The sequence below is a fragment of the Mycobacterium sp. E136 genome (assembly GCF_001666865.1).
GTDB lineage: Bacteria > Actinomycetota > Actinomycetes > Mycobacteriales > Mycobacteriaceae > Mycobacterium.
Map to the genome: position 1 here is coordinate 21,320 of NZ_LZJE01000036.1, position 26,062 is coordinate 47,381.

The 26,062-nt window shown below is 67.9% G+C and carries 24 protein-coding genes, 1 other RNA gene and 1 pseudogene; 13 read left to right on the forward strand and 13 right to left on the reverse strand.

Annotated features, from left to right (window positions below):
• The first annotated feature begins 49 nt into the window (after positions 1-49).
• Positions 50-364, forward strand: a complete 315-nt coding sequence (locus A5698_RS28360) for a hypothetical protein (protein WP_156670589.1) — start codon at positions 50-52, stop codon at positions 362-364.
• Here A5698_RS28360 and A5698_RS02730 read toward each other — a convergent pair.
• From A5698_RS02730 to A5698_RS02740, 3 genes are read right to left on the reverse strand one after another with little or no spacing between them, the layout of a single operon-like run.
• Positions 354-860, reverse strand: a complete 507-nt coding sequence (locus tag A5698_RS02730) for a methyltransferase family protein (RefSeq protein WP_068293002.1) — start codon at positions 858-860, stop codon at positions 354-356. The genes A5698_RS28360 and A5698_RS02730 overlap by 11 nt on opposite strands.
• Positions 861-863: 3 nt before the next feature.
• Positions 864-1,301 (reverse strand): VOC family protein, encoded by a 438-nt coding sequence (locus tag A5698_RS02735; protein ID WP_084792219.1) that lies wholly within the window; start codon positions 1,299-1,301, stop codon positions 864-866.
• A 9-nt stretch (positions 1,302-1,310) separates the two neighbouring features.
• Positions 1,311-1,766, reverse strand: coding sequence for a helix-turn-helix transcriptional regulator (locus tag A5698_RS02740; protein ID WP_068293004.1), 456 nt, complete (start codon positions 1,764-1,766; stop codon positions 1,311-1,313).
• 59 nt (positions 1,767-1,825) lie between these two features.
• Between A5698_RS02740 and rnpB the strand changes: the two genes are divergently transcribed.
• Positions 1,826-2,244, forward strand: an RNA gene (gene rnpB, locus A5698_RS02745) — RNase P RNA component class A.
• 31 nt (positions 2,245-2,275) lie between these two features.
• Here the strand turns inward: rnpB and A5698_RS02750 are convergent.
• The gene (locus A5698_RS02750) at positions 2,276-3,757 is read right to left on the reverse strand and encodes a CYTH and CHAD domain-containing protein (RefSeq protein WP_068293007.1); all 1,482 of its coding nucleotides are present in this window, start codon (positions 3,755-3,757) and stop codon (positions 2,276-2,278) included.
• 64 nt (positions 3,758-3,821) lie between these two features.
• On the opposite strand from A5698_RS02750, the gene A5698_RS02755 reads away from it, so the two are divergent.
• Positions 3,822-4,601: an enoyl-CoA hydratase/isomerase family protein gene (locus tag A5698_RS02755; protein ID WP_068293011.1), complete on the forward strand. Its 780-nt coding sequence runs from the start codon at positions 3,822-3,824 to the stop codon at positions 4,599-4,601.
• On the opposite strand, the gene panB is transcribed toward A5698_RS02755, so the two are convergent.
• Positions 4,598-5,434 (reverse strand): 3-methyl-2-oxobutanoate hydroxymethyltransferase, encoded by an 837-nt coding sequence (gene panB, locus A5698_RS02760; RefSeq protein WP_068293022.1) that lies wholly within the window; start codon positions 5,432-5,434, stop codon positions 4,598-4,600. The two genes, A5698_RS02755 and panB, sit on opposite strands and share 4 nt — an antisense overlap.
• A 162-nt stretch (positions 5,435-5,596) precedes the next feature.
• Between panB and A5698_RS02765 the strand changes: the two genes are divergently transcribed.
• Together A5698_RS02765 and A5698_RS02770 are read left to right on the forward strand one after the other, a co-directional pair.
• Complete coding sequence (locus A5698_RS02765) at positions 5,597-6,988, forward strand: WS/DGAT/MGAT family O-acyltransferase (RefSeq protein ID WP_067088077.1); 1,392 nt, start codon at positions 5,597-5,599, stop codon at positions 6,986-6,988.
• A gap of 45 nt (positions 6,989-7,033) precedes the next feature.
• Positions 7,034-8,551, forward strand: coding sequence for an alpha/beta hydrolase (locus A5698_RS02770; RefSeq protein ID WP_068293024.1), 1,518 nt, complete (start codon positions 7,034-7,036; stop codon positions 8,549-8,551).
• A 3-nt stretch (positions 8,552-8,554) separates the two neighbouring features.
• Here A5698_RS02770 and A5698_RS02775 read toward each other — a convergent pair whose 3' ends face one another.
• The 4 genes from A5698_RS02775 to A5698_RS02790 all read right to left on the reverse strand — a co-directional run bounded on the left by A5698_RS02775 (position 8,555) and on the right by A5698_RS02790 (position 11,541).
• Positions 8,555-9,277: a hypothetical protein gene (locus tag A5698_RS02775; RefSeq protein ID WP_068293026.1), complete on the reverse strand. Its 723-nt coding sequence runs from the start codon at positions 9,275-9,277 to the stop codon at positions 8,555-8,557.
• Between the two features lie 93 nt (positions 9,278-9,370).
• Positions 9,371-9,973, reverse strand: a complete 603-nt coding sequence (locus A5698_RS02780) for a TetR/AcrR family transcriptional regulator (protein ID WP_068293030.1) — start codon at positions 9,971-9,973, stop codon at positions 9,371-9,373.
• The gene (locus tag A5698_RS02785) at positions 9,974-10,906 is read right to left on the reverse strand and encodes an acyl-CoA thioesterase (RefSeq protein WP_068293034.1); all 933 of its coding nucleotides are present in this window, start codon (positions 10,904-10,906) and stop codon (positions 9,974-9,976) included. It abuts the gene before it with no gap.
• Between the two features lie 38 nt (positions 10,907-10,944).
• On the reverse strand, positions 10,945-11,541 hold the full coding sequence (locus tag A5698_RS02790; RefSeq protein WP_231967280.1) for a VOC family protein: 597 nt from the start codon (positions 11,539-11,541) through the stop codon (positions 10,945-10,947).
• A 26-nt stretch (positions 11,542-11,567) separates the two neighbouring features.
• Here A5698_RS02790 and A5698_RS02795 point away from each other — a divergent pair, with 26 nt between their 5' ends.
• The 7 genes from A5698_RS02795 to A5698_RS02825 are packed head-to-tail and all read left to right on the forward strand — an operon-like array spanning position 11,568 to position 20,762.
• Positions 11,568-12,482 carry an NAD-dependent epimerase/dehydratase family protein gene (locus A5698_RS02795; protein WP_084792221.1) on the forward strand — a complete coding sequence of 305 codons (915 nt, stop codon included), beginning with the start codon at positions 11,568-11,570 and terminating at the stop codon, positions 12,480-12,482.
• A 5-nt stretch (positions 12,483-12,487) separates the two neighbouring features.
• A complete protein-coding gene (locus tag A5698_RS02800; RefSeq protein ID WP_068293161.1) occupies positions 12,488-13,627 on the forward strand; it encodes a sulfotransferase family protein in 1,140 nt (379 codons plus the stop codon).
• A gap of 12 nt (positions 13,628-13,639) precedes the next feature.
• Positions 13,640-14,836, forward strand: coding sequence for a DUF1214 domain-containing protein (locus A5698_RS02805; RefSeq protein WP_068293041.1), 1,197 nt, complete (start codon positions 13,640-13,642; stop codon positions 14,834-14,836).
• A 59-nt stretch (positions 14,837-14,895) separates the two neighbouring features.
• On the forward strand, positions 14,896-16,236 hold the full coding sequence (gene glnA / locus A5698_RS02810) for a type I glutamate--ammonia ligase (protein WP_067087807.1): 1,341 nt from the start codon (positions 14,896-14,898) through the stop codon (positions 16,234-16,236).
• 53 nt (positions 16,237-16,289) lie between these two features.
• Positions 16,290-19,256, forward strand: coding sequence for a bifunctional [glutamine synthetase] adenylyltransferase/[glutamine synthetase]-adenylyl-L-tyrosine phosphorylase (locus A5698_RS02815; protein ID WP_068293044.1), 2,967 nt, complete (start codon positions 16,290-16,292; stop codon positions 19,254-19,256).
• A 22-nt stretch (positions 19,257-19,278) separates the two neighbouring features.
• On the forward strand, positions 19,279-19,905 hold the full coding sequence (locus A5698_RS02820) for a PaaI family thioesterase (protein ID WP_197506609.1): 627 nt from the start codon (positions 19,279-19,281) through the stop codon (positions 19,903-19,905).
• Complete coding sequence (locus tag A5698_RS02825) at positions 19,902-20,762, forward strand: TIGR03619 family F420-dependent LLM class oxidoreductase (RefSeq protein WP_068293164.1); 861 nt, start codon at positions 19,902-19,904, stop codon at positions 20,760-20,762. Before A5698_RS02820 ends, A5698_RS02825 begins: the two co-directional genes overlap by 4 nt.
• On the opposite strand, the gene A5698_RS02830 is transcribed toward A5698_RS02825, so the two are convergent.
• Positions 20,759-21,289: a DoxX family protein gene (locus tag A5698_RS02830; RefSeq protein ID WP_068293052.1), complete on the reverse strand. Its 531-nt coding sequence runs from the start codon at positions 21,287-21,289 to the stop codon at positions 20,759-20,761. The two genes, A5698_RS02825 and A5698_RS02830, sit on opposite strands and share 4 nt — an antisense overlap.
• Positions 21,290-21,378: 89 nt before the next feature.
• Positions 21,379-22,815: a type I glutamate--ammonia ligase gene (glnA, locus tag A5698_RS02835; protein WP_067087797.1), complete on the reverse strand. Its 1,437-nt coding sequence runs from the start codon at positions 22,813-22,815 to the stop codon at positions 21,379-21,381.
• Between the two features lie 154 nt (positions 22,816-22,969).
• Between glnA (A5698_RS02835) and A5698_RS02840 the strand changes: the two genes are divergently transcribed.
• Positions 22,970-23,452, forward strand: a complete 483-nt coding sequence (locus A5698_RS02840) for an RDD family protein (protein ID WP_068293055.1) — start codon at positions 22,970-22,972, stop codon at positions 23,450-23,452.
• A gap of 18 nt (positions 23,453-23,470) precedes the next feature.
• Here the strand turns inward: A5698_RS02840 and A5698_RS02845 are convergent.
• Together A5698_RS02845 and A5698_RS02850 are read right to left on the reverse strand one after the other, a co-directional pair.
• A pseudogene (locus A5698_RS02845) lies at positions 23,471-25,250 on the reverse strand (amidohydrolase).
• A 57-nt stretch (positions 25,251-25,307) separates the two neighbouring features.
• Positions 25,308-26,060 (reverse strand): DUF4191 domain-containing protein, encoded by a 753-nt coding sequence (locus A5698_RS02850; RefSeq protein WP_068293058.1) that lies wholly within the window; start codon positions 26,058-26,060, stop codon positions 25,308-25,310.
• Positions 26,061-26,062 lie beyond the last annotated feature (2 nt).

A 26,062-nucleotide genomic window follows, 5' to 3' on the forward strand; every position in this document is an offset into this window, starting at 1 on the left:
GCTCGCTCCGAGACCCCAGGACCCCGCTTACCGACGGAGACGCATCGATATGAGAATCCGGACCACGGCACCAGTCCTCCTACTGGCTTCGGTGTGCAGCGTCGTGCTGCTGTCGTCGCCCCTCGTGACCGCTCCGGCCGCGCACGCCCAGTGCAAGGCCAGCGAGGTGTGGGATCAGCGGACCGGGGTGTGCTGGGCGCAATCCCAAACCACGCTCGGAATTCCGGGCACGGGAGGCTGGTGTAAACCCGGCAGGATCGGGCTGTGCATGTCGGCCTGGCAGAACTCGCAGGTTCCCGGCGCGAACCTCAAGCCCGCCCCGCCGGGAGGACCGGCGCCGCGCGCGACGTGGCCTAACCGCTGACGTCCCCAACCGGCGTCCACGGCGTCAGCCGGGGGAGCCACGCGCGCACGTTTGCGCGATACGTCTCGTATTGCGCCCCGTACGTTCGCACCAGCGTCGGTTCTTCGTACCAACGCACGAACGACGCGGTGACCGCCCACCCGATCGCCGCATAGAGCACGAGCCACAGGCTGCCGAAAAGCACTGCCTGACCGAGGATCGCGACGATCAACCCGACGTACATCGGATTGCGGACGAACCGGTTGAAGCCCGTCACGACCAAACGTTGCGTGGGTGCTACGGGCATGGGAGTGCCACCGGCCCTGACGAATTCGACGAACGCGTGGATGGGCGGGATCAGGCCGACAATGACCACGATCCCGCCCACGACCATCCGCCATGCCGGAGCGTCGGACAACTCCCAGCGCGTGATCAACCACGGGCCGAGCCCGACGAACGTGCCGGGTGCGGCCACGAAGAACGCCGCCGAGGCGAGCGCAGCGGTGGGAATCCGCACGCGCTATCCCGTGATGGCCGAGATGTCGGCGAGTTGCGTCAGGCGCACGCTGTTACCGGACGGATCGCGAAACCCGCAGTCGACACCGTAGGGCATTTCGTGTGGTTCCTCGGTGAAGTCGACTCCGCGCGAACGCATTTCCTCATAGGAGGCCTGGCAGTCCTCGGTCGTCAGGAACACCGTCCCCGCGAAGCCCTTGGCGGTCAGGTCCAGCACCTGCTTGCGGGTCGCCTCGTCCATGACCGGTTCGCCGGGTACGGCCATCAACACGATCGACACATCGTCTTGACCGGGCGGCCCGACGGTCAGCCATCGGAACAGCCCGTCCACGTCGGGCAGCGAAACATCCTGCCGCACTTCCATACCGACCTTCTCGGTCCAGAACTTCAATGCCGCTTCCTGGTCGTGTACCCACAAGTGGGCGCTTGCGATTTTGATCATGGCTCGACGCTACGACCGGTCGGTGTTCTGCGTCTTCTCCCCGTGTGCTGTCTTACGCACGCGGCTGTCGGCGGGAGGCCGGGTGTCGCGCTTGAGGATGCAACTCGGCACCCGGGCGTGAATCGCCGCCGGCGGCAGACTGGCCCGGTACGCGGCAGGCGGCAGCCCGTACACCCGGGCGAAGCTGGTGGTGAACGAGCCCACGCTCTGCAACCCCACCATCACGCAGATGTCGGCGATCGAGCGATCGGTGTTGCGCAGCAGCGCCGCGGCGCGTTCCAGGCGGCGGGTCTGCAGATAAGCCCGCGGCGTTTCCCCGAAGGTGCGGGTGAACATCCTGCTGAAGTGCGCGCGGGACAGACCCGCGGCCGCGGCTAGGTCGTCGACGGTGATCGCCTCGGCGTACCGCGCGTCGACCAGATCCTTGGCGCGCATCAGATAGCGCGCCGGAGGCACCTGCGCCATGCGCCAAGTATGTCGAACTCGCGGAACAGCGGCGACAGGCGCTACGTTGAACCAGCGGATGAGTTGGCTGGGCGGCCGCGGGATCCAGGTTCGCCTGGGTTTCGAGGAAAGTCCGGACTTCACAGAGCAGGGTGATTGCTAACGGCAATCCGAGGTGACTCGCGGGAAAGTGCCACAGAAAACAGACCGCCACCACCGGGTTTTCGGACTCGGGGTGGTAAGGGTGAAACGGTGCGGTAAGAGCGCACCAGCATTCCGGGTGACCGGAGTGGCTAGGCAAACCCCACCCGAAGCAAGGCCAAGAAGGCCGCAACCTGGTTGCGGCCGCGCAGGCGCCCGAGGGTTGCTCGCCCGAGCCTGCGGGTAGGCCGCTCGAGGCACCCGGTGACGGTGTGTCCAGATGGATGGTCGCCACCTCGCCGCCGCGGTCAGCCGCGGTGGTGCGGGACAGAATCCGGCTTACAGGCCAACTCATCCGCCCTGCACCGGCGCGGCCAGTCCGGCCTCGGTCAGCGCGCCTTGCGCACCGCCTTGGCGAGCTTCTTGAGCGCGCGGTCCAACTGCTCACGCGAGCGCTGCGCAAGCTCCTCCTCGATCCGGAAGAGTAGACCGTAGGTGAACGTGTCCTCGCCCGCGGCGTGGGCCGCCTCGGCCTGCTGGCTCAGGTGCGTCCGGCTGACCACGCTGTCCTGGTGATCGCCCAGCATCGACTGGATCTTCTTGGCTCGATCGGACACCTTGCCCTGACCGGTCGCCGCCGCGGTGTACCGAAGCCGCTTGGCGCCCTTGCGGATTCGATGCAGTGCCTCGTCCTTGTCCTCGTCCGCCTCCGCAGCGGCCTTCGCCGCCTTGCGCACACGTTTGTAGGCCGCGTCGATCGTCGCCTGACTGCGCTCGTCCTCGTCCTGCGCCGGAACCGGTTCTGCGGCGACCAACCCTTCGAGCGCGTCGAGCAGCCGGAAATACCGCTGCGAGCGCATCGCGATCAACGAACGGCGCAGCCCGGCCGCATAGCGCCGCTCGGCGCCGCCGACCAGGCGCTCCCGCACCGGTCCGCGGACCAGCTCTTCCGGCAGCTCATCGAGGGCCTTCGCGTAGCGTTCGGCCAGCACTTCGGCGTCGCGCGCCACTCCGAGGATCGCGGCAAGCTGTCTCAGCTCGTCGAGAATCCACGCGTCGTCGGAGATGCCGAACGCCTCGCGCGAGGTTTGCAGCACGCTGCGGATCTTGCGCGTCGTCACCCGCATCTGGTGCACCGAATCCTCGACGTCCGCACGCACCGCGCGGTCCCACTCGATCAGCTGCTCGACCTGTTCGGCCACCGCTCGGTGCACCGCGTCCGACGGTTGCGACGCGTCCTCCTGCGCCGAATCCAGTACCCGCGCCAGTTTCGAACCGCTCGCTGCGGGCTCGGCACCTGCGTCGATCAACCGGTTCGACAGCCGGTCCAGCAGCTCGCGGTCGGCGCCGTCGGCCAGTTCGAGCTCCCACTCGCGCCACACCTGCTCCGGGCCGTCGGGCTCGGCGGAGGCGCTCACCTCGTCGTCGCAGAACTCCGCCACCGGCGCACCGTCGGCACCGTAGAGCAGGTCGACGGTGCGTCGGGTGGAGATGCGGGCGACGGGCTGCAGCGGACGGTCACGCACGATCGCCAGCACGATGTCGCGCAGCGCATCCGGCACCCCAGTGTCCTCATCCAGAGCGTCCTCACCCAGCGGTTCCCTGACCTCGGTCCGCGCGTCGGGCCCGGCGGGCAGCTTGAGGTGCCAGCCGTCGTCCGGACCGCCGGTGCGCCTGCGCAGCGTGATGCGCCGCGCCGCGAGGTCGTGGTCGGGGGTGTCGAAGTACACGGCCTCCAGATGGTGTGTCGGCGACCGTTCGACGCGAACCACCGACGACAACCCTTCGAACGACGGCGATACTGTCGATTCGCCCACGTCGAACTTGCGCTCGACCTCCAGATGCCGCGCCGACTCGCCCGATTTGCCCATGGTGCGAGACAGATTGCCACACGCAGGTGAACATCGGGGAGGGCGGCGAATATAAGGTCCCACTGTGACCGATTACGAAACGCTGACCGTCGAGCAGACCGGCGCCATCACCCGCATCACCCTCAACCGACCCGATGCGGCAAATGGCATGAACGGCACCATGACTCGTGAGCTGGCCGACGCTGCCAAGCGGTGCGACAACGCTGCGACCAAGGTCGTGGTCCTCACCGGCTCGGGCCGGTTCTTCTGCGCGGGCGGTGATTTGAAGGATTTCGCGGACGCCGACGACCGCGGTGCACACATCAAGGGCGTCGCCGACGACCTGCACCGCGCGATATCGACCTTCGCCCGGATGAACGCGGTGGTCATCACCGCGGTGAACGGCACTGCCGCCGGTGCGGGATTCTCGCTCGCGGTGACCGGCGACCTGGTGCTGGCCGCCGAGTCCGCGTCGTTCACCATGGCCTACACCCGCGTCGGCCTCAGCCCCGACGGCAGCGCGTCCTACTACCTGCCTCGGCTCATCGGTATCACCAAGACCAAGGAGCTCATGCTGACCAACCGCACCCTGTCGGCGCAGGAGGCGTCGCAGTGGGGGTTGGTGACCGAGGTCGTCGCGGACGGCGAACTGGCCGAGCGGGCGGCGAAGCTCGCCGATCAGATGGCGGCCACGTCGGCCGGCTCCAACGGTGGGGTCAAGCAGTTGCTGCTCGGCACCTTCGGCAACGGCCTCGAAGAACAGATGGAGCTCGAGGGCCGGCTGATCGCCGCACGCGCCGGCTCGAGCGACGGACGCGAAGGCGTCGACGCCTTTTTGGCCAAGCGGAAAGCGGAGTTCGCCTAGAACGAGTGCTCGTCGGCGGGGAACACCCCGCTGGCGACCTCGTCGGCGTATTGCTCTGCGGCGCGGCGCAATTCGTCACCAACGGCGCCGAACCGCTTCACGAACTTCGCGGTCTTGCCGCTCGTCATGCCCGCCATGTCCTGCCACACCAGCACCTGCGCATCGCAGTTCGGGCCCGCGCCGATCCCGATGGTGGGGATGGTCAGCTTGCCGGTGATCTGGGTGGCCAGCTCGGCGGGCACCATCTCCATGACGACCGCGAACGCACCGGCTTCCTGCACGGCGATGGCGTCGTGAACGGTCTGCTCGCCGGCGTCGCCGCGGCCCTGGACCCGGAAGCCGCCCAGCCCGTTGACGCTCTGCGGGGTGAAGCCGATGTGCGCCATGACCGGGATGCCCGCGGCGCTCAGCGTCGCGATCTGCTCGGCCACGCGCTCGCCGCCCTCGAGCTTGACCGCGTGCGCGCCGGTCTCCTTCAGGAACCGGGTGGCGGTCGCGAGCGCCTGCTGCGGCCCGCCTTCGTAGCTGCCGAACGGCAGGTCGGCGACGACCAGCGCGTGCGGGGCACCGCGGACCACACCGCGGACCAGCGGGATCAGCTCGTCGATCGTGACGGGCACGGTGGTGTCGTAGCCGTAGACGACGTTCGCGGCCGAGTCGCCGACCAGCAGCACCGGGATGCCGGCGTCATCGAAGACGCGCGCGGTGGAGTAGTCGTAGGCGGTGAGCATGGCCCACCTGTGGCCTTCGGCTTTCCACTTCTGGAGGTGGAGAGTGCGGGTTTTGGTGCGCGGAGCGGACGAGGCAGTCCCGTACACGGTCTGCTCAGACATCGTTGTCCCCCAATTGGGTGGGTCGGGTCGAATCCTCGAGGCCGATGTACGGTCCCCGGGTTCGTCTGACCCACCAAGTCTGCCACTTGGTGTCCGAGATGTTAAAAGGGCTGTTGAGTGGATTTGCTCACACCCGCCGTCACCGGGCATAGCATCGGCGGCATGCAACGGCTCAGCGGGCTCGACGCCAGTTTCCTCTACCTCGAGACCGCGCAGCAGCCGCTGCATGTGTGCTCGATCCTCGAACTCGACACCTCGACGATGCCCGGCGGCTACACGTTCGATCGGTTCCGTGAGGCGCTGAACCAACGCATCAAGGCGATGCCGGAATTCCGCGAGAAGCTCGCCGACAGCCGGTTCAACCTCGACCATCCGGTGTGGGTGGAGGACAAGGACTTCGACGTCGACCGGCACCTGCACCGCATCGGGCTGCCCGCGCCCGGCGGGCCGCGCGAGCTCGCCGAGATCTGCGGCCACATCGCGTCGCTCCCGCTCGACCGCAGCCGCCCGCTGTGGGAGAAGTGGGTGATCGAGAACATCGACGGCACCAATCCGCAGGACGGCGGGCGCCTCGTCGTCATGACGAAGGTGCACCACGCCGGCGTCGACGGCGTCACCGGCGCGAGCCTGATGTCGCAGCTGTGCAGCACCGAACCTGACGCGCCGCCGCCCGACCCCGTCGACGGTCCGGGCGACGCGAGCTCGCTGGAGATCGCGGTCAGCGGCGCGGTCAAGTTCGCGACCCGACCGTTGAAACTGGTCAACGCGTTGCCCGTGACGGTGACGTCGGTGGTCGACACGGTGCGCCGGGCCCGCTCCGGGCTGTCGATGGCGCCGCCGTTCGCCGCGCCGCGGACGGTGTTCAACATGAACGTCACCGGGCACCGCAACGTCGCGTTCGCCAAGCTGGACCTCGAGGACATCAAGACCGTCAAGAACCACTTCGGGGTGAAGGTCAACGACGTGGTCATGGCGCTGGTGTCCGGCGTGCTGCGCAAGTACCTCGCCGACCACGGCCAACTGCCGGAGAACTCGCTCGTGGCGATGGTCCCGGTCTCGGTGCACGACAAATCCGACCGGCCCGGCCGCAATCAAGTGTCGGGGATGTTCTCGCGGTTGGAAACCCACATCGAGGACCCGGCCGCCCGGCTGAAGTCGATCGCCGAATCGAATTCCGTTGCCAAGCAACACAGTTCGGCGATCGGCGCAACCCTGCTGCAAGACTGGACGCAGTTCGCCGCGCCTGCGGTCTTCGGTGTCGCGATGCGCGTCTACGCCGCGAGCCGGCTCAGCGGGGCCAGGCCGGTGCACAACCTCGTCATCTCCAACGTGCCCGGCCCGCAGGTGCCGCTGTACTACCTGGGCTGCGAGGCCAAGGCGATGTACCCGCTCGGCCCGATCTTCCACGGGTCGGGGCTCAACATCACCGTCATGTCGCTGACCGGCTCACTGAACGTCGGCATCGTGTCCTGTCCGGAACTGCTGCCCGACCTGTGGGATATGGCCGACGACTTCTCCGCCGCCCTCGACGAGTTGCTGGCCGCCACGCGATAGCGCCCTAGCCAGGGGCGATGAGGGTTCATGGCAGCATGTTGAGCCATGAACGCCAAGATCGGGGTCCTCGCGGCCACTGTGCTGCTCGCGGCCACCGGATGCAGCCATCTGGTGGACGGCCGCGCCGTCGTCGCGGTTCCGCCGCCCGGTACCCCGATCGAGTGGACCAAGTGCCAGACCGAACAGCCCGACGAGTCGCGGATTCCCGCCGATGCGGAGTGCGGCATGCTGTCGGTCCCGGTGAACTACGACGACCCCGACGGTGACGTCGCCCGCATCGCGATGATCCGGTTCAGGGCCACCGGCGACAAGATCGGCTCGTTGGTCATCAACCCGGGCGGGCCGGGGGAGTCCGGTGTGGAGGCCGCCGCCAGCGTCGTCGGCTCGTTGCCCGAGTCGGTGCGGCAGCGCTTCGACCTCGTCGGCTTCGATCCGCGCGGCGTCGCCAATTCCACGCCCGCGCTGTGGTGCAACTCCGATGCCGACAACGACCGGCTACGGGCCGAGCCCCAGGTCGACTATTCGCCGGAGGGCGTCGCGGAGATCGAGAAGGAGACCAAGGAGTTCGTCCAGCGCTGCGAGGACAAGATGGGCAAGGAGTTCCTCGCCAACGTCGGAACCGTCAACGTGGCCAAGGATCTCGAGGCGATGCGCCAGGCGCTCGGTGACGAGAAGTTGACCTACCTCGGCTATTCCTACGGCACCCGGATCGGCGCCACGTACGCCGAGGCGTATCCGGACAAGGTGCGCGCGATGATCCTCGACGGCGCGGTCGATCCGAACGCCGATCCCACCGAGGCCAACGTCCGGCAGGCCGCCGCCTTCCAGACCGCGTTCAACGACTATGCCGCCGACTGCGCCAAGAACCCGGGCTGCCCTTTGGGCACCGATCCGGCGAAGGCCAACGACGTCTACCACAGCCTGGTCGACCCGCTGGTGGATAAGCCGCTCAAGACCCGGGATCCGCGGGGGCTGAGCTACTCCGACGCGATCGTGGGGACGATCCTGCCGCTGTACTCGCCGAACCTGTGGCGGCATCTGACGCAGGCGCTCAGTGAGATGGAGCGCGGAACCGGCGACACCATGCTCGCGCTGGCCGACCTGTACATGGGGCGAGATGCGCAGGGCCACTACAACAATTCCACCGATGTGCGAGTCGCGGTCAACTGCATGGACAAGCCGGCGGTGACCGACCGGGCCAAGGTCGCCGAGGAGGACCGGCGGGTTCGGGAGGCTGCGCCGTTCATGAGCTACGGCGAATTCACCGGGCACGCTCCGCTGGGTACATGCGCGTTCTGGCCGGTGCCGCCGACGAGCGAACCGCACGAGCTGAAGGTCGAGGGATTGCCGCCGACGCTGGTGGTTTCGACGACGAACGATCCCGCGACGCCGTACCAGGCGGGCGTGGAGCTCGCCAAGCAGCTCGGGGGGACGTTGGTGACGTTCCAGGGCACCCAGCACACCGTGGTGTTCCAGGGCAACAAGTGCATCGACGACATCGCCGCCCGCTACCTCGTCGACGTGACGGTGCCGCCGCCGGACACCACCTGCTCCTCGGACTAGCTCCTACGGAATGTCCCAGTGTCCGGGGGCGCCGTCGAAGAACGGATTCTCGAAGCCCTGCACGGTCGGAAGTTTCCTCAGCTCATCGGCCGAAATGCCGTAGAACGGGTTGCGCACCCCGTTGATGGTGGCCTCCGCCCTCAGCTGTACCGGGCCGATCTGCTGGCCCGGCAGGCCGAAGTAGTCGTTGATCCCCGGCACGCCCGGCCAGGCGTCGGGTATGACCGACGCCGGGATCTCCCAGTGGCCCGGAACCTCGTCGAAGAACGGGTTCGGATAACCCTGGACGGTCCGCATCTTCTTGAGCTGCCCGGGCGGGATCTTGAAGAACGGGTTCGGGACACCGTTGATGGTGGCCGCGTTCATCAGTTGACCCGGTGGAATGCGAGCGCCCGGCAGGCCGAAGTAGGCGTCGACGTCGGGCAGGTTGGGCGCCAGGCGGGGCAGGTTGATGTCGACGGCGGGCGCTGGGGGCGGCGGCACGTTCACCTTGGGCAGTGGCGGCAACTCGGCCGGTGGCACGTTCACGTGGACATCCGGCACCCGTGGTGCCTCGACCCGCGGCACGTGGACCTTGGGAACCGGCGGTGGCCCGGGAATGGGAGGCACGGGCGGGGACGGAAACTTCGGGTCGGCGTGCACGGTGCCCACACTCGCGCCGAGCGCGGCGAAGCCGCACACGGCCCCGGCCAGGCTCATCGACAATGCGGATTTCTTCAGATTCATTTGGTCGCTCCTCGCATCGGTTTCAGCGGCGCGACCCCCCGATTGAACGTCAGCTACCCATGCAGCGTGCCGTCGAAACCCCAGGCGACCCCTTCAGGACCGGCTCTCGGCGATCTGGGCGAGCAGGAACTCCAGCCGATGCCTCTCGATCACCGGCTGACTGCCCGCCGCCGCGCTGAGCATGAGTCCGCTGATGAACATCACCGTGAGCAGAGCCCGGTCGTCCGCGGCGGAGGGGTCGACGTCCGAACTTCGCGAGCGCTCCGCAAGCTCGCGATGCAACGCCAGATAGGTCTGCGAATTCGCATGAAAGACAGCGGATATCGCCGGATCGCGGCTGGCCTGTAGGAGCAGCTCGATCCGGGCCCGAGTGCGGGTGAGCCCGTCGCCGGTCAGCGATTTCATCACCACCGCGGCCAGTCTGGTGACCGCGGCCTGTCGGGACGTGTCGGCGTCGGCCTCGGCGACCGAGCGCAGATCTGCCAGATCAAGCTCGGCAACCCGCTCGGCGACCGCGTGGATCAGCGCGCTGCGCGTCCGGAAGTAGTACGAGGTGCTCCCTTCCGGCACGCCCGCCGCACGGTCGACCCGCGGATGGCTCAGCCCCTTGGCGCCGTGCTCGGCGAGCAGCTTGATCGCGACGTCGCAGAGTTCGCGACGACGTTGTCGCCCGTCCGGGGTCCGGCGTTCGGCCATCTACGTCACGATCGGGCGGATCAACACTTCCTGCGACGTGCTGGCGACGGTGCGTCCCGCCACGTCGCGGATGGTCCCGCGGATCAGCGCGCGGTGTCCGGTGACGGCGACCGTGTCCTGGGTGTAGAGATGCCAGTCGTCGAAGCGGACGGGGCGGTGCAACCACAGCGCGTGATCAAGGCTGACCGCCGCGATGGACGCGTAGTCGGCGCGATGCGGATGGTTGCGCAACGCCATGTCCAGCAGCAGGTAGTCGCTGGCGTACGCGAGCATCGCGCTGTGCAGCGCCGGATCGTCGCCGATGGGCCGGGGCAGCCGCATCCAGTGCGACCGGGGCCCGGGAACCTGGCGCCCGCCGAGGAAGTTCGTCGGCTCCGCGATGCGCATCTCCACCGCGGGCGGGACATCGATCCAGTTCTGAGCGTTCTCCTTGAGCTGAGGCGGGACCTGGTGCACCCAGTGCTGCAGCAGCGGCATCTCCTCGGGCGCCGGGGCGTCCGGTCGGGGGTGATCGAGTTCGGGTTCGGTGGGATTGGTGTGAAACGACGCGAGGGCCGTGAGCAGGGTGCGGTCGCCCTGCGCGATCGTGACCTGACGGGTGGCCATCGACCGCCCGTCGCGGACGGTGTCGACGGCGATGTCGACCGGTGTGTCCGACGCGCCCGTCTGGACAAAGTAGGCGTGCAGGGAGTGCGGCGCGTGATGGTCGACGGTGCGCGAGGCGGCGTACAGGGCCTGTGCGACCAGCTGACCGCCGAAGATCCGGCCGAAGCGATCGCGTTCGTTCGTCGCCCGGAAGCGGCCGTCGCCCACGGGCTGCACGGCGAGCGCGCGTTCGAGGGTGTCGAGGGATTCCAGTACAGCCTTCTCCAGCGCGGTGCCCTGCAACGGGCCGGTCAGCTCGGTCTGTGGGTCGGTGTCGTCGGTGGCCATCACGGATGGATCCTGCCAGATGCTTGCCACCGTTGTCTCTAAGACTTTAGAGTCCCGGGGTGGCCCCTGGAATCCTCCGGCACCCGGTAGCCGTCGCGGGTCATGATGCGCACCGGGTCGCTGCCGTCCCATTCGGCGCAGGTCGCAGAGATGCGGCGCACATGGTCGAGAAAAGCGGGCGGGGCGTCGACGATCTCCGTGTAGAAGCCGAAGTCCGCCACCGTGTCGACGTAGGCCACGCGGAAACCGCCGCCGACGCTTTGGGCGGCGACCGGATAGCCGAGCGACGCGAAATGTGTCGTCTTGGCGTCGAAATCGTTTGTCACCGTGGCGATTTGATGAAACGAGCTGGTTCCTCCGCGGCTCCACTCGGAGTAGATGCTGGGGGTCTGGCAGTGCTGCTGGATCAACTCGATCTGCACCGGGCCCGCCTGCGCGACCGCGACCTGGATTCGGACCGTGCGGATCTCGCCTCCGTAGTCGGTCTCCTGATCGACGGCCGGCAACACGTGGAACGGTCCGACGCCGAACACCCGCGCCCACCCCGCGGCGGCTTCGAGCACGTCTTCGACGACGTGCCCGAGTTGGAAGAAGCGATAATCCCCTTCGGGCCACGGCTGTTCGAAGAGATCCATACGCACGATCATGGCACGACCGCGCGATGCTGAGCGGTGAACGGGTCCTCATCACGGGACCGGCTGGCCGGATCGCCTACGGCGTCACCAAGACGCTCGCGCGCGACAACGAGGTGTGGGGCATCGCCAGGTTCTCCGATCCCGCTGCGCGCGAGGAGGTCGAGGCGCTGGGCGTGACCACCCGCCGCGTCGACCTCGGTGTCGGTGATTTCACCGATATGCCAACCAATTTCACTTACCTCTTGCACATCGCCGCCGACTTCGGCGACGACTACGAGCAGGGGTTGCGTGTCAACGCCGAGGGCACCGGGCTGCTGCTGTCGCACTGTCGTGCCGTCAAGGCCGCGCTGGTGATGTCGACGGTCACCGTGTACAAACCCCACCCCGACCCCTGGCATCCGTTCCGCGAGGACGATCCGATCGGCGACGCCGGATTGCCCAGCCCGCAACCGTATTCGATCGTCAAGATCGCCGAGGAGGCCGTCGCGCGGTACTGCGCCCGCGAGTTCGCCATACCGACCACCATCGCCCGCATGGGCAGCGCCTACGGAGATCGCGGCGGCCTGCCGATGTGGCATCTGCAGGCCATCGTGGAGGGGCAACCCGTCATCGCTCGCTGGGACCCGTTGCCGTACAGCCCCATTCACTACGACGACATCAACGCTCAGATCCCGGCACTGCTCGACGCGGCGAGCGTGCCCGCGACCATCGTCAACTTCGCAGGCGACACCCCGGTCAGCGTCCAGCAGTGGTGTGCGTACTTCGGCGAGCTTCTCGGTGCGACGCCGCGGATTGACGTGCAACCCGTTCCCGGTGCTTCGGTCGGTTCGGTCGGCGACCACGCCAAGCGCACGACGATCACCGGCCCCTGCACGGTCGACTGGCGAGACGGATTCCGCGCCATGGCCGCACACCACTATCCCGACCGCGTGAAAACCTGATGGGCATGCGCTATCCGCAGCCACAACGACTGCTCGACGAGGCGGTCGCCGAAGCGGGCCACACCGACTTCGGCCCCGGCGACTTCCGCGAAGGGCTGACCGTGCTGCTGGAGAGCCTGGAACGCGACGGCGACCTGGACCCGACCACCGACGCCGCCGTGATCGGCGACCTGCGCCGCAGGCTGGTCAATCGCCTCGAGGTCGAGGCACACTACCGCGACCATCCCGAGGTCGAGGACGTCGTCATCGAGGGGCCCGTCGACATCAACGGGTTGCCGCGCACCGGGACCACCGCACTGGCCGACATGTTGTCCCTCGACCCGCAGTTCCGATGCTTGCGCGGATGGGAGCAGTACCAACCGGTTCCACCGCCGCTGGCCGGCGGCGAGGCCGACGACCCGCGCAGGCAGGCGTTCATCCGGATGCACGAGGAGCGGCCCGCCGCGCAGGCCGCCATGCACATCTTCGAGGTCGACGCGACCATGGAGGACACCGAGATCCTCGGGATGGCCTTCCACGGCCAGCAGATGACGCTGCCGGTGGCGGGGTACCGATCGTGGTGGCGGGGCACCGATCTGACCGAGACGTACGCCTACCACCGCAGGGTGGTGAAGTTGCTCGGATCGAAATGCCCGCCGCGGCTGTGGCTGTTCAAGGCGCCGCACCACAAGTTCCACCTCGAGGCGCTCGCCGCGGCCTATCCGGACGTGCGGTTCGTGATGACGCACCGCGACCCGGCCAAGGTCGTGCCGTCCTACACCAGCCTGGTGTCGACGATCTTCCCGCCCGCGGCGGGGGAGCGCGACCTGTGCGCACTCGGCCGCGAGGTGAGCAGGCATCTGCGTGAGGGCATGGAGCGCGCCATCGCCGAACGCGCCCGCCTCGGCGAGGACCGCTTCCTCGACGTGCACCACCGCGAACTGGTGGCCGATCCGCGTGGCACGGTGCGCCGCGTCTACGACTGGCTGCAACTGGAGCTCAAACCCGATGTCGCGCAAACGATCTTCGACTGGCAGGACGCCAACGCGGTGGGCGCCAAAGGGACGCACTCCTACACAGCGGAACAGTTCGGCCTCTCGGTCGACGAGATCCGCTCGGACTACGACTTCTACATCCGTCACTTCGACGTGGCCGTGGAGGCCTGAGGAGGCTCACGTATGACCACCCTGCCCAGCTGGGACACGCAGATGGAGGCGCTCAAGGGAGTCGCCGACCACCTGCTGGCGACGTGGCGACCCGATGGCGCCTCGGATGCCGAGATCCAGGACATGAACAAGCTCGCGCTGTCGATCCTCGCGTGCGGATACCTCTGCCACGTCTACACCGACTCCCGGCGCCCGGTGTTCATGCCGCTGTGGAACTACGCATGCAACCAGGGTGGGCCAAACCCGGACTACGTCTACCTGTCGGCCGAGGTCGACGGCTCCGGCGTGTACGAGCTGACCGGCCGCCGCGGCACCGTGCGCTTCGTCGAGGTCACGCAGCAGGCACCGGGAATGATGAAGAGCCTCAAGGGCGTCGAACGGCAGATGAAGTTCCAGGCCATCACCCACGACCTCGACGACCTGACCATCGCCGAGGACGGCACCTTCCGGGTGGTCATGTCCGTCGAACGCCCCGAGGGATACGACGGCGACTGGTGGCCGCTGAACCCGGAGGTCGGCAAGCTGCTGATGCGCAAGTGCGCCTGCGACTGGAACACCGAGATCGACGCCCAGGTCGCGATCAACCGCCTCGACGACGGCGGCGAGGACATGTCGCCGGTCGAGATCGCGCGCCGGTTCTCGGAACTGGGCGATTGGATCAAAGGGATGATCGACTTCGACATGGAGCTCGTCCGGTACTACCGGGAACACCACGGCTTCAACGTGCTGCTGCGGTCCCAGTGGATCCAGCAGGGTGGCGGCTTGGCGACCAAGCAGGCCTACTACGACGGCATCCATCAGATCGCCGACGACGAGGCGCTGGTCGTCGAGTTTCCGGTGCCGGCCAACTGCTACTACTGGCAGATCCTGGTGGCCGACGACCGCTTCTCGACCGTCGACTGGGTGAACCGGCAGTCCAGCCTGAACGACACCCAGGCGCAAATCGACCCGGACGGCTGGTTTCGCGGCGTGGTCTCCAAGCGCGACCCGGGCGTGCACAACTGGCTCGACAAGGCCGACTGGCCGTGGGGGATCCTGCAGGCGCGCTTCTACAAGGCCGACGATTTTCCCGACGTCACGGTCACGAAAGTGCTGGTCACCGACGTGCTCGACCACCTCCCGGCGGGCACCGAGGTGCTGACCGCAGAGGAGCGCCGGGCCCAGCTGCGACACCGTCGTACCGGGGCCCAGATGCGCCGCATCTGGTGACCCGGCAAACGCAGCCGCCGTGTAACACGGAATTAACAGCCGGTGCCTACGCTGCGGTCATGGATCGGCAGAAGGAATTCGTGCTGCGCACGCTGGAGGAACGCGACATCCGCTTCGTCCGGTTGTGGTTCACCGACGTGCTCGGATACCTGAAATCGGTCGCGATCGCCCCCGCCGAACTCGAGGGCGCGTTCGAAGAGGGAATCGGGTTCGACGGCTCGTCGATCGAGGGTTTCGCCCGGGTGTCGGAAGCCGATATGGTCGCCCGTCCCGACCCGTCCACCTTCCAGGTGCTGCCGTGGGCCGACGGCTCCGGCCGACACCATTCCGCGCGGATGTTCTGCGACATCACGATGCCCGACGGCTCGCCGTCGTGGGCGGACTCGCGCCATGTGCTGCGCAGGCAGCTGGCCAAGGCCAGCGACCTCGGCTTCTCCTGCTACGTGCACCCCGAGATCGAGTTCTTTCTGCTCAAGCCCGGCGAGGACGACGGCACCCCGCCCGTACCCGCCGACAACGGCGGCTACTTCGACCAGGCCGTGCACGATTCGGCGCCCAACTTCCGCAGGCACGCCATCGACGCGCTCGAGCAGATGGGCATCTCCGTCGAGTTCAGCCACCACGAGGGCGCACCCGGCCAGCAGGAGATCGACCTGCGCTACGCCGACGCGCTGTCGATGGCCGACAACGTGATGACGTTCCGCTACGTCGTCAAGGAGGTCGCGCTCGGCGACGGCGTGCGGGCGTCGTTCATGCCGAAGCCGTTCGCCGAGCATCCCGGTTCGGCCATGCACACGCACATGAGCCTGTTCGAGGGCGACACCAACGCCTTCCACAGCCCCGACGACCCGCTGCAGCTGTCCGACGTGGCCAAGTCGTTCATCGCCGGAATCCTCGAGCACGCCAAGGAGATCAGCGCCGTCACCAACCAGTGGGTCAACTCCTACAAGCGCCTCGTGCACGGCGGCGAGGCGCCCACGGCGGCGTCCTGGGGCGCGGCGAACCGCTCGGCGCTCGTGCGCGTTCCGATGTACACCCCGCGGAAGGCCTCGTCGCGGCGCGTCGAGGTGCGCAGCCCCGACTCGGCGTGCAATCCGTATCTGACGTTCGCGGTGCTGCTGGCCGCGGGCCTGCGCGGCATCGAGAAGAACTACGTGCTGCCGCCGGAGGCGGAGGACAACGTCTGGACGCTCACGCCCGAGGAGCGCAGCGCGATGGGCTACAAGGAGCTGCCCGGCAGCCTCGGCGTCGCGCTCACCGAGATGGAGAACTCCGAGCTGGTCGCGGAGGCATTGGGCGAGCACGTCTTCGACTACTTCCTGCGCAACAAGCGCGCGGAGTGGGAGAACTACCGCAGTCACGTCACGCCGTTCGAGCTGAAGGCCTACCTGTCTCTGTAAGGCGTGGCTCTGTAGGTGCTTAGCCGACATAGGCGCTGCGCTACCTTTTAGGCGTGGCCAAACCAGCGACGCAGCGTCCGAAGCTGCCGAGCGTCGGCCGGCTGGGTCTCGTCGAGCCCTCCGCGCCCGCCGATCTCGACCGGTTGGGCTGGAACACCGACGGCCACGTCGAGCTTCTGTGGTCGTTGGCGCGCGCGCCGGACGCCGACACGGCGTTGCGCTTGATGGTGCGGCTCGCCGAAGCCCTCAACGACGGCTGGGACGAACTCAACCGCGCGCTGCTCACCGACCGGAGCCTGCGCGGGCGGCTGTTCAGCCTGCTCGGTTCCTCGCTGGCGCTCGGCGACCACATCATCGCGAACCCGGAGAACTGGCGGCTGCTCGCCGGCGACGTCACGCTGCCGACCGCCGACGAGTTGCGCGAGATGTTCGTCGCGCTGGCCGACGAATCAGCCGACACCTCGACGGCGCTGCAGCCGCTGCGCAAGCTCTACCGCGACCGGCTGCTGGTGCTGGCCAGCCTCGACCTGGCGCCGACGGTCGAGAACGAACCCGTCCTGCCCTTCCCGACCGTCGGCGAGCATCTGTCGGACCTCGCCGACGCGGCGCTGGCCGCCGCATTGCATCTCGCGATCAAGACGACGGGCGGCGACTCTCCGCCCAGGATCGCGGTCATCGCGATGGGCAAATGCGGTGCGCGCGAACTGAATTACGTCAGCGACGTCGACGTCATCTTCGTCGCCGAACCCGCCGACGCGCTGGCGACGCGGGTGGCCGGCGAGATGATGCGGTTCGCCGCCGACGCCTTCTTCGAGGTCGACGCGGCGCTGCGGCCCGAAGGCAAACACGGCCAGCTGGTGCGCACGCTCGACTCGCACGTCGCCTACTACCAGCGGTGGGCCAAGACGTGGGAATTCCAGGCGTTGATGAAGGCGCGACCGGCCGCGGGGGACGCCGAGCTCGGTCAGGCCTACATCGACGCCGTGATGCCGATGGTGTGGACGGCCTGCGAGCGCGAGGACTTCGTCTCCGAGGTGCAGGCGATGCGCAGGCGCGTCGAGGAGCTGGTGCCCGCCGGCCAGCGGTCGCGGGAGATCAAGCTGGGCACCGGCGGCTTGCGCGACGTTGAATTCGCCGTGCAGCTACTGCAATTGGTGCACGGCCGCAACGACGAGCGGTTGCACGTCGCGTCGACGGTCGCCGCATTGGCCGCGCTCGGCGAGCGGGGCTACGTCGGACGTGACGACGCGGCCAACCTCACCGCGTCCTATGAGTTCCTGCGGCTGCTCGAGCATCGGCTGCAGCTGCAGCGGCTGGTGCGCACGCATCTGCTGCCCGACGAAGACGACGACGAGGCGCTGCGCTGGCTGGCACGGGCCGCCCACATGCGCCCCGACGGCACGCGCGACGCGCTGGGTGTGCTGCGCGAAGAGCTCAAACGCCAGAGCCTTCGGGTGTCGCGGCTGCACGAGAAGCTCTTCTACCAACCGCTGCTGGAATCGGTCGGCGAACCGGCAGTGAGCATCTCGGATGGTATGACGCAGAAGGCCGCCGAACGGCAGCTGGCCGCACTGGGTTACGAGGGTCCGCAGAGCGCGTTGACGCATCTGGCGGCCCTGACGGGCAGCAGCGCCCGCCGAGGCCGGGTGCAACAGGTGCTGTTGCCGACGTTGCTCAACTGGCTCTCGGACACGCCCGATCCGGATGCGGGGCTGCTGTCCTACCGCCGCATCAGCGATGCGCTGTCCGAACAGCGGTGGTTCCTGGCGACGCTGCGCGACGAGGGCGCCGTCGCCAAACGCCTCATGCAGGTGCTCGGCACCTCGGCCTACGTGCCGGAATTGCTCATGCGGGCGCCGGAGGTCATCCAGTCCTACGCCGACGGACCGAACGGGCCCAAGCTGCTCGACGCCGAACCCGAGGCGGTGGCACGGGCCCTGGTCGCTTCGGCCGCACGGTATTCCGACCCGCAGCGTGCGATCGCGGCGGCACGCACGCTGCGCAGGCGCGAGCTGGCGCGCATCGCGTCGGCCGACCTCCTCGGCATGCTCGAGGTCACCGAGGTGTGTCGCGCGCTGACGTCGGTATGGGTTGCGGTGCTGCAGGCCGCGCTGGACGCGGTCATCCGCGCCAACACCACCGACCGGGGTCCGCTGGCGCGCATCGCGGTCATCGGCATGGGCCGGCTGGGCGGCGGCGAGCTGGGCTACGGCTCGGACGCCGACGTAATGTTCGTGTGCGAACCCGAAGAGGGCGTTGAGGAATCGGCCGCGGTCAAATGGGCGGTGACGATCGCCGAACAGGTGCGTGCCCTGCTCGGGACGCCGAGCTCGGATCCGCCCCTCGAGGTCGACGCGAACCTGCGTCCCGAGGGCCGCAACGGCCCGCTCGTGCGCACCCTGTCCTCGTACCAGGCCTACTACCAGCGCTACGTCCAGACGTGGGAGGTGCAGGCGCTGCTGCGGGCGCACCGGGTGGCCGGCGATCTCGACCTCGGCGAGCGGTTCCTGTTGATGATCGACAAGATCCGCTACCCACCCGGCGGCGTGTCACCCGAGGCAGTGCAGGAGATCCGGCGGATCAAGGCGCGGGTGGACGCCGAACGCCTGCCGCGCGGCGCCGACCCGAACACTCACACCAAACTCGGGCGCGGTGGCCTCGCCGACATCGAGTGGACCGTGCAGCTACTGCAGTTGCGCTATGCGCACAAGGTGCCCTCCCTTCACAACACGTCGACGCTGCAGTCGCTCAACGCGATCGGCGCCGCGGAACTGATCGCCGAGGGCGACGTCGAACTGCTGCGGCAGGCATGGCTGACGGCGACCAGCGCGCGTAACGCACTGGTGCTGGTGCGCGGAAAGCCGACCGATCAGCTACCCGGACCCGGGCGGCAGTTGAACGCCGTCGCGGTGGCCGCGGGCTGGGACACCGACGACGGCGGAGAGTTCCTCGACAACTACCTGCGGGTGACGAGGCGCGCAAAAGCCGTGGTGCGCAAGATTTTCGGTGGTGAGACATAGTGGACGGGCACAGCCTATGAGCATGGATTTCGGGTTCGACGTGATCACCGAAGAGGAGTACGAGAGACAACGTGCCCTCTACGGGCCGCTGACGGAGGCGGTGCGCCGGCTGATCTACGCCAGCCTGCACACCGAGATCGACGCGGACACCGTCGAGGAGGCGCAGGCGAAGATCGAGGCCGTCGCGGAGATTCTCGAGAGCAAGCAGCGCTCCAGCGTGCAGGTGGTCCACGAAGAGACCGGACGCCCGCTGGCCTGGGCGAATCCGGCTGTGGGACTGCGTAATGCGATCGCCCCTCCGATGATGATCCATCACGAGGACGACGGCCGGTGCTGGAGCGAGTTCACGCTGAGCGGCGCCTACGAGGGGCCGCCGGGCTGGGTACACGGCGGCATCTGTGCGCTGGTGCTCGACCACCTGCTCGGGGAGGCGGCCAGCGAGGGCCTCACCAAACCGAAGTTCACCGGGACGATCTCGCTGCGCTATCTGCGCGGGACACCGCTGGGAGAGTTGCGGGCCGAGGCGTACGTCGAGCGGGTCGAGGGTGTCAAGACGTTCGCGCGGGGGTATCTGCTCGACGCCGAGGGCCCGACGGTCGAGGCGGAGGGTGTGTTCATCCAGCCGGCGTGGGCGCGAGACGCCGGATGAAGTTCTACGTCAGCCTGGCGTTCCTCGACACCACCGAGGTCGTCGAAATCGCCAAGGCCGCAGACGATCTCGGCTACGAAGGCCTCGGCATCCCGGACCACGTCGTCAACCTCGAGACGTTGGCCACGCCCTATCCCTACACCAAGGACGGCAAGCGGCGCTGGGAGGCGTTCACCGACTGGCCCGATCCGTGGGTGCTCATCGGCGGGCTGGCGCTCGTCACGTCGCGGACGCGGTTCGTCACCACGGTGTATCTGCCCGCGATGCGGGACCCGTACTCGGCGGCCAAGGCGATCGGTACCGCGGCCGTATTGGCCGGTGGGCGACTCGAACTCGGCATCGGGGTGGGCTGGTGCGAGGAAGAGTTCACGTTGATGGGACAGCAGTTCGCGCGTCGCGGTAAGCGCACCGACGAGATGCTGGAGCTGATGAAGGAGCTCTGGAAGCCGGGCTGGACGGAGTTCGACGGCGAGTTCTACCAAACGCCGAAGCTCGAGATGGAACCCACGCCGCCGCCGATCCCGGTGTACGTCGGCGGCCTTTCCGATATCGCGTTGCGCCGGGCGGCGCGTCACGACGGTTGGATCGGTGACCTGATCACCACCGATCGGGCGCTCGAACGCATCGGCAAGCTGCGTGAGCTGCGCGCCGAAAAGGGTTTGACGATGGACGGTTTCGAGGTGCTGACCCCGCTGACCGACGCGTTCACCCCTGAACACTACGACCGCGCGGAGGCCGGCGGCATCACCGGCATCATCACGATGCCGTGGATGTTCTACGCCGGGCCGCAGGCCTCGCTGGCCGAGAAGATCGACGGGATGAAACGGTTCCGCAAGGACCTCGGGCTCGACCGCTAGCCGGGCCGCCGGAAGCGGCTCAGCAGACCGCGGCGCCGAACAGGTTGGGCGTAACCGGCGGGTGCCGCGGTGCCGCTGACCACGCGACCGGGTGCGCCAGCACCCATCCGCGTACCGCGCCGCGCGTCGACCGACCAGGCGCCCGCACCCAGCGCGGAGATCGCGAGGAACCCGAAGCAGTACAGGAGCACGACCTCGCCGCCGTTCTCCATCGGCCAGAAGCTCGCCGGAGGGCCCTCGAGCGGAGGCCAGTGCTGCCAGAAGTAGGCCACCGCCATCTCACCCGAAGCGATGAAAGCCGCTATGCGGGTGAACAATCCGACGGCGATCAACAAACCGGCCACGAGTTCGATGAGGCCGGCCCACCACAGCGGCCACGAACCGGCCTCGATCGGGACCGGGGCCGCCACCGGCCAGCCGAACACCTTCTGCGATCCGTGCAGTGCGAAGAGAATTCCGGCGATGATCCGGAACAGGCTCAGAAATGGCGACGAGTAGCTGGACAGGCGTGCGTCGAAGGTCGTCATGCGTGTTGACCCTACTTGCAGATGCGCTTCGGGCCGGGCGAAATGACCCGCCCGGCCCGAAGTGTCGACCGCTGTTTACATGTCTGGCGTTACACGTCGAAGTAGAGCGCAACCTCGTAGGGATGAGGCCGGATCTGGATCGGCATGATCTCGTTCTCGCGCTTGTACGAGATCCAGGTCTCGATCAGGTCCTCGGTGAACACGCCACCCTCGGTGAGGTAATCGTGATCCTCTTCGAGCTTGTCGATGACCGCCGACAGCGAGGTGGGCGCCTGCGGAATGTTGGCGGCCTCCTCCGGCGGCAACTCGTAGAGGTCCTTGTCCACGGGCGTCAGCGGTTCGATCTTCTTCTTGATGCCGTCGATGCCTGCCATCAGCATCGCCGCGAACGCCAGGTACGGGTTGCCCGAGCTGTCGGGGCAGCGGAACTCGAGGCGCTTGGCCTTCGGGTTGTTGCCCGTGATCGGGATGCGGACACACGCCGAGCGGTTGCGCTGGCTGTACACCAGGTTGATCGGCGCCTCGTAGCCCGGCACCAGGCGCTTGTAGGAGTTCACCGTCGGGTTCGTGAACGCCAGCAGCGACGGCGCGTGGTGCAGGATGCCGCCGATGTAGTGGCGCGCCGTGTCGGACAGACCCGCGTAACCGGACTCGTCGTGGAACAGCGGCTGGCCGTCCTTCCACAGCGACTGGTGCGCGTGCATACCGGAGCCGTTGTCGCCGAACAGCGGCTTGGGCATGAAGGTGACGGTCTTGCCGGCCTGCCATGCGGTGTTCTTGATGATGTACTTGAACAGCAGCACATCGTCGGCCGCGTGCAGCAGGGTGTTGAACTTGTAGTTGATCTCGGCCTGTCCGGCGGTGCCCACCTCATGGTGGCCACGCTCGAGGGTGAAGCCGGCGTTGATCAGGTTGGTGGCCATCTGGTCGCGCAGGTCCACGTAGTGGTCATAGGGGGCCACGGGGAAGTAGCCGCCCTTCGGCCGGACCTTGTAACCGCGGTTGGCGCTGCCGTCGGCCTCGACCGGTTCACCGGTGTTCCACCAACCGGCCTCGGAATCGACCTCGTAGAAGGTGCCGTTGATCCGGGAGTCGAACGTCACCGAGTCGAAGATGTAGAACTCGGCCTCGGCGCCGAAGTACGCCGTATCGGCGATGCCGGTGCTGGCCAGGTAGTTCTCCGCCTTGCGGGCGACGTTGCGGGGATCCCTCGAGTAGGCCTCGCGGGTGAACGGGTCGTGCACGAAGAAGTTCACGTTCAGCGTCTTCGCGGCGCGGAACGGGTCGATCCGCGCGGTCGCGGGGTCCGGAAGCAGCATCATGTCGGATTCGTGGATCGACTGGAAGCCGCGGACCGACGAGCCGTCGAACGCCAGGCCGTCCTCGAAGACATCCTGGGTGAAGGCCGAAGCCGGGATCGAGAAGTGCTGAACGACTCCGGGCAGGTCGCAGAACCGGATGTCGACGTACTCGACGTCCTGGTCCTTGATCAGCTTGAGGATGTCGTCGGCCGTCTTTTCTGCCACTGAGTTTTCTCCTTTATTCAGTAACTCGCGCGTTGACGCTAAGGACACGATGTTGCACGGTCGTCAACCGAATGTTGCGCTGAAGTTACGCAATCACGTCAGTGCCTGTCGCCGGCGGCCGATGGACTTCGTCGAGTCCCATATCCTTCAGTGTATGGCCCGCACACTGGGGTCCTGGCTGTCGGGACCCGATCCGACCAGCGACGCCGGACCCACCGACTATCCCGGTCAGCGCCTGGGTTTGCCGGAGACCGGTCCCGGATCGATCGCCCGCTTCGGCAGGCGCATCGCCGCGCTGATGATCGACTGGTTCATCGCGTACGGGCTGGTCGGGCTCGCCGTCAACCTCGGGCTGATCAGCAAGGATGCCTTCCTGTACTCACCGCTGGGCTCGACGGCCATCGCGGTGGTGTGGCTGCTGCTCGGGATCGTCTCGGTGCGGTTGTACGGGTTCACCCCCGGCCAGTGGGCGCTGGGTTTGCGGGTCGCCTCGATCGACCATCGCCAGCACGTCGGCGTCGGCCGTGCCGCGGTGCGCGGGCTGCTGGTGTTCTTCATCATTCCCGCGCTGTTCACCGACAAGGACTTCCGCGGATACCAGGACCGCTTCACCAACACCGCGGTTGTCCGGCGCTAGTTCGTTCGCGGCTGCAGGTCATGCCTCGTGGCGGATCTGGCCGTTCATCATCGTCAGCGTCACGTCGGCCCGGTGGATGTCGTGCGGGTCGACCTCGAAGATGTTCTCGCTGAGCACGACGAGATCGGCGAGCTTGCCGACCTCGAGTGAGCCCACCTTGTCGTCCATCCGGAGCTGGTAGGCCGCGCCGAGCGTGTTCGCGTGCACCGCCTCCGCGACGGTCAGCCGTTTGGTCGGCGGGCGCCAACACCGGCGCATCCGGCTCGCCGATGAGCGCACGGGTGACGCCGATCTGGATCGAGTCGAGCGGCTTGTACGTCGAAAAGTAGCCCGCCGCGGGCCAATCGGTGCCCAGCGAGATGCGCCCGCCCGATTTCAGCACGTCCTGCGGGCGATACATCAGGTCTTTGCGCGGCGAGCCGTAGCGGGCGGCCATGTTCTGCATCGTGTCGGGATCGGCGGACATCCAGTTGGCCGAGAACTGCGCGACGACGCCGAGCGCGCCGAAGCGCCGGCTGTCGGGGTCCTCGACGTACACCAGGTGCGCGACGGCGTGCCTGCGGTCGCGCGGGGGATTGGCGGCGACGGCCCGCTCGATCGCGTCCAGCGCGACGCGGGCGGTGCGCTCACCGCATGCGTGGACGTGCACGTCGAAGCCCGCGGCGTCGACCCGGCCGATGAGCTCGTGCCACTGCTGTTCGGTGAACGGCGATCCGCCCGTGGAATCGGGTCTGTCCGCGTACGGCTCGAGCAACCACGCGGTGTAGCCGCCCTGGGTCCCGTCGCCGACGATCTTGACCACGTCGGCCCGCACCAGATCGGTCGCGAACCGGTCGCGGATTTCGGTCAACTTCTGCACGGCGTCGTCCACCGGCGCCGATCGCACGCTGTAGGACGCCACCACCCGGAACGGCAGCGCTCCGCGCTTCTCCATGTCGATGTACAGGCCGATCAGCGCACCCTGGTCCTCGCCGATCGGCGGCACCCCGGCATCGAAGACCGACGTGATGCCGGCCGCCGACGCCTTCGGCAGCCACGTTTCGAGCAGGTGTCCCATGGTCTCGGGCGAGATCGGCTCGATCGCGTCGACCAGCCCGAGAACCGCGTTCACCTCCAGCACGTATCCGGTCGGGTCGCCGTTGTGATCTCGCACGTAGTAGCTGAACCCCGGAATCGGATCGGGGGTGTCGCGGTGCACGCCCGCGATCTCGAGCGCCTTGCTGTTGGCCCACAGGCTGTGTCCGTCGATGGCGAAGAAGAACCCCGGCCGGTCGGGCAGCACGCGGTCGAGGTCGGCCCGGTCGGGTCCGTCGGGGCCGAACATGTCGACGCGCCAACCGAATCCGCGCACCGGACCGGTCGGATGCTCCTTTGCGTACCGCTCGATCGCGGCGAGCGCATCGGCCCCGGTCGGCAGTTGCAGGTCGACGCCCGAGGTGAGGAAGGCGCCGAGAAACGGGTGGATGTGGCCCTCGACGAAGCCGGGCATCAGCAACCGGCCCTGCAAGTCGATGACCCGGGTGTCGGGGCCGACGAGCGCCATCGCGCCCGCCTCGTCACCGACGTGGGCGATGGTGTTGCCCCGCACCGCGACCGCCTGGGCCCAGGGCTGGGGTCCCGCGACGGTGTAGATCGGGCCGTTACGGAAGACGACGTCGGCGGTTGCGTTCTCGGCGCCGGTCTCGGGTTCCGGCGTCACCGAGCAGGCGCTCGCCGCCGTCGCGGCGAGGACCACCGCGCCCGCGCGCAGCACCGTCCGGCGGGAGAAATGGGGTGCCCATTCGCAGGCGGTACACATGGCCGGGGAAGTATCGCGAAGTGTTCGGCGCGGCGGCAAGGCGGCGCGCCGGTGCCGTCAGCGGCGGCGAACGGTGCGCTGCACGCCGCGCATCTTGGCCTGTGCCGGCAGCGGACCCTTGGGCATCGCGGCGGGTCCCACCTTCGTGCCGAGCGCAGCCAGCCGCGACTCGAGCGAGTCCATCTGCTTGACGGTGATGTTGGCGGGCAGCTTGTTGAGGTGGCGCTCCAGCTTGGCCAGCGGCACCTCGCCCTCGCCGTTGCCGATGATGACGTCGTAGATCGGGGTGTCGCCGACCAACCGCGCGGTGCGCTTCTTCTCCTGCGCCAGCAGCGGCCGCACGCGCGTCGGCGAACCCTCACCGACGAAGATCACGCCGGGCCTGCCGATAACGCGGTGCACCGCGTCGAAGTGACCCGTCGCTGCGACACCGGGCGTCACGCGCCACTTGCCCCGCATGTTGTCCAGCGCCCAGGCCGCGGCGCCCGTCTGGCCCTCGGCCTTGCTGTACACCGACTTCTGCGCGCGCCTGCCGAAGATGATGAAGGCCACCAGCGCGCCGAGCACGATGCCCAGCGGGATCATCATGTAAGTGGTGAAGCCGCCGGCGAAGAGGCCGAGCGCCACCGAGGCGGCGACGATCAGCACGAACGCGCCCATCATGTACGGCAGAAGGCGCTTGTCCTCCTTGCGCTGCATCTGGAACGCCTGCCACAGCTGGCTGCGGCGTTCTTTCGACGCTGCCTTGCGGGCCGCCTTGGCCTCGGCCTTCGCGGCCTTCAGGGCCTCGGGGTTGCGGGATTTCGCCATTG

What these genes read in the sequence shown, in the direction of transcription:
- A5698_RS28360 (WP_156670589.1), top strand. Translation starts at nt 50, where the DNA reads ATGAGAATCCGGACCACGGCACCAGTCCTCCTACTGGCTTCGGTGTGC.
- A5698_RS02735 (WP_084792219.1), bottom strand. Translation starts at nt 1,301, where the DNA reads ATGATCAAAATCGCAAGCGCCCACTTGTGGGTACACGACCAGGAAGCG.
- A5698_RS02740 (WP_068293004.1), bottom strand. Translation starts at nt 1,766, where the DNA reads ATGGCGCAGGTGCCTCCGGCGCGCTATCTGATGCGCGCCAAGGATCTG.
- A5698_RS02750 (WP_068293007.1), bottom strand. Translation starts at nt 3,757, where the DNA reads ATGGGCAAATCGGGCGAGTCGGCGCGGCATCTGGAGGTCGAGCGCAAG.
- panB (WP_068293022.1), bottom strand. Translation starts at nt 5,434, where the DNA reads ATGTCTGAGCAGACCGTGTACGGGACTGCCTCGTCCGCTCCGCGCACC.
- A5698_RS02765 (WP_067088077.1), top strand. Translation starts at nt 5,597, where the DNA reads ATGCAACGGCTCAGCGGGCTCGACGCCAGTTTCCTCTACCTCGAGACC.
- A5698_RS02770 (WP_068293024.1), top strand. Translation starts at nt 7,034, where the DNA reads ATGAACGCCAAGATCGGGGTCCTCGCGGCCACTGTGCTGCTCGCGGCC.
- A5698_RS02775 (WP_068293026.1), bottom strand. Translation starts at nt 9,277, where the DNA reads ATGAATCTGAAGAAATCCGCATTGTCGATGAGCCTGGCCGGGGCCGTG.
- A5698_RS02780 (WP_068293030.1), bottom strand. Translation starts at nt 9,973, where the DNA reads ATGGCCGAACGCCGGACCCCGGACGGGCGACAACGTCGTCGCGAACTC.
- A5698_RS02785 (WP_068293034.1), bottom strand. Translation starts at nt 10,906, where the DNA reads ATGGCCACCGACGACACCGACCCACAGACCGAGCTGACCGGCCCGTTG.
- A5698_RS02790 (WP_231967280.1), bottom strand. Translation starts at nt 11,541, where the DNA reads ATGGATCTCTTCGAACAGCCGTGGCCCGAAGGGGATTATCGCTTCTTC.
- A5698_RS02795 (WP_084792221.1), top strand. Translation starts at nt 11,568, where the DNA reads ATGCTGAGCGGTGAACGGGTCCTCATCACGGGACCGGCTGGCCGGATC.
- A5698_RS02800 (WP_068293161.1), top strand. Translation starts at nt 12,488, where the DNA reads ATGCGCTATCCGCAGCCACAACGACTGCTCGACGAGGCGGTCGCCGAA.
- A5698_RS02805 (WP_068293041.1), top strand. Translation starts at nt 13,640, where the DNA reads ATGACCACCCTGCCCAGCTGGGACACGCAGATGGAGGCGCTCAAGGGA.
- glnA (WP_067087807.1), top strand. Translation starts at nt 14,896, where the DNA reads ATGGATCGGCAGAAGGAATTCGTGCTGCGCACGCTGGAGGAACGCGAC.
- A5698_RS02820 (WP_197506609.1), top strand. Translation starts at nt 19,279, where the DNA reads ATGGATTTCGGGTTCGACGTGATCACCGAAGAGGAGTACGAGAGACAA.
- A5698_RS02825 (WP_068293164.1), top strand. Translation starts at nt 19,902, where the DNA reads ATGAAGTTCTACGTCAGCCTGGCGTTCCTCGACACCACCGAGGTCGTC.
- A5698_RS02830 (WP_068293052.1), bottom strand. Translation starts at nt 21,289, where the DNA reads ATGACGACCTTCGACGCACGCCTGTCCAGCTACTCGTCGCCATTTCTG.
- A5698_RS02840 (WP_068293055.1), top strand. Translation starts at nt 22,970, where the DNA reads ATGGCCCGCACACTGGGGTCCTGGCTGTCGGGACCCGATCCGACCAGC.
- A5698_RS02850 (WP_068293058.1), bottom strand. Translation starts at nt 26,060, where the DNA reads ATGGCGAAATCCCGCAACCCCGAGGCCCTGAAGGCCGCGAAGGCCGAG.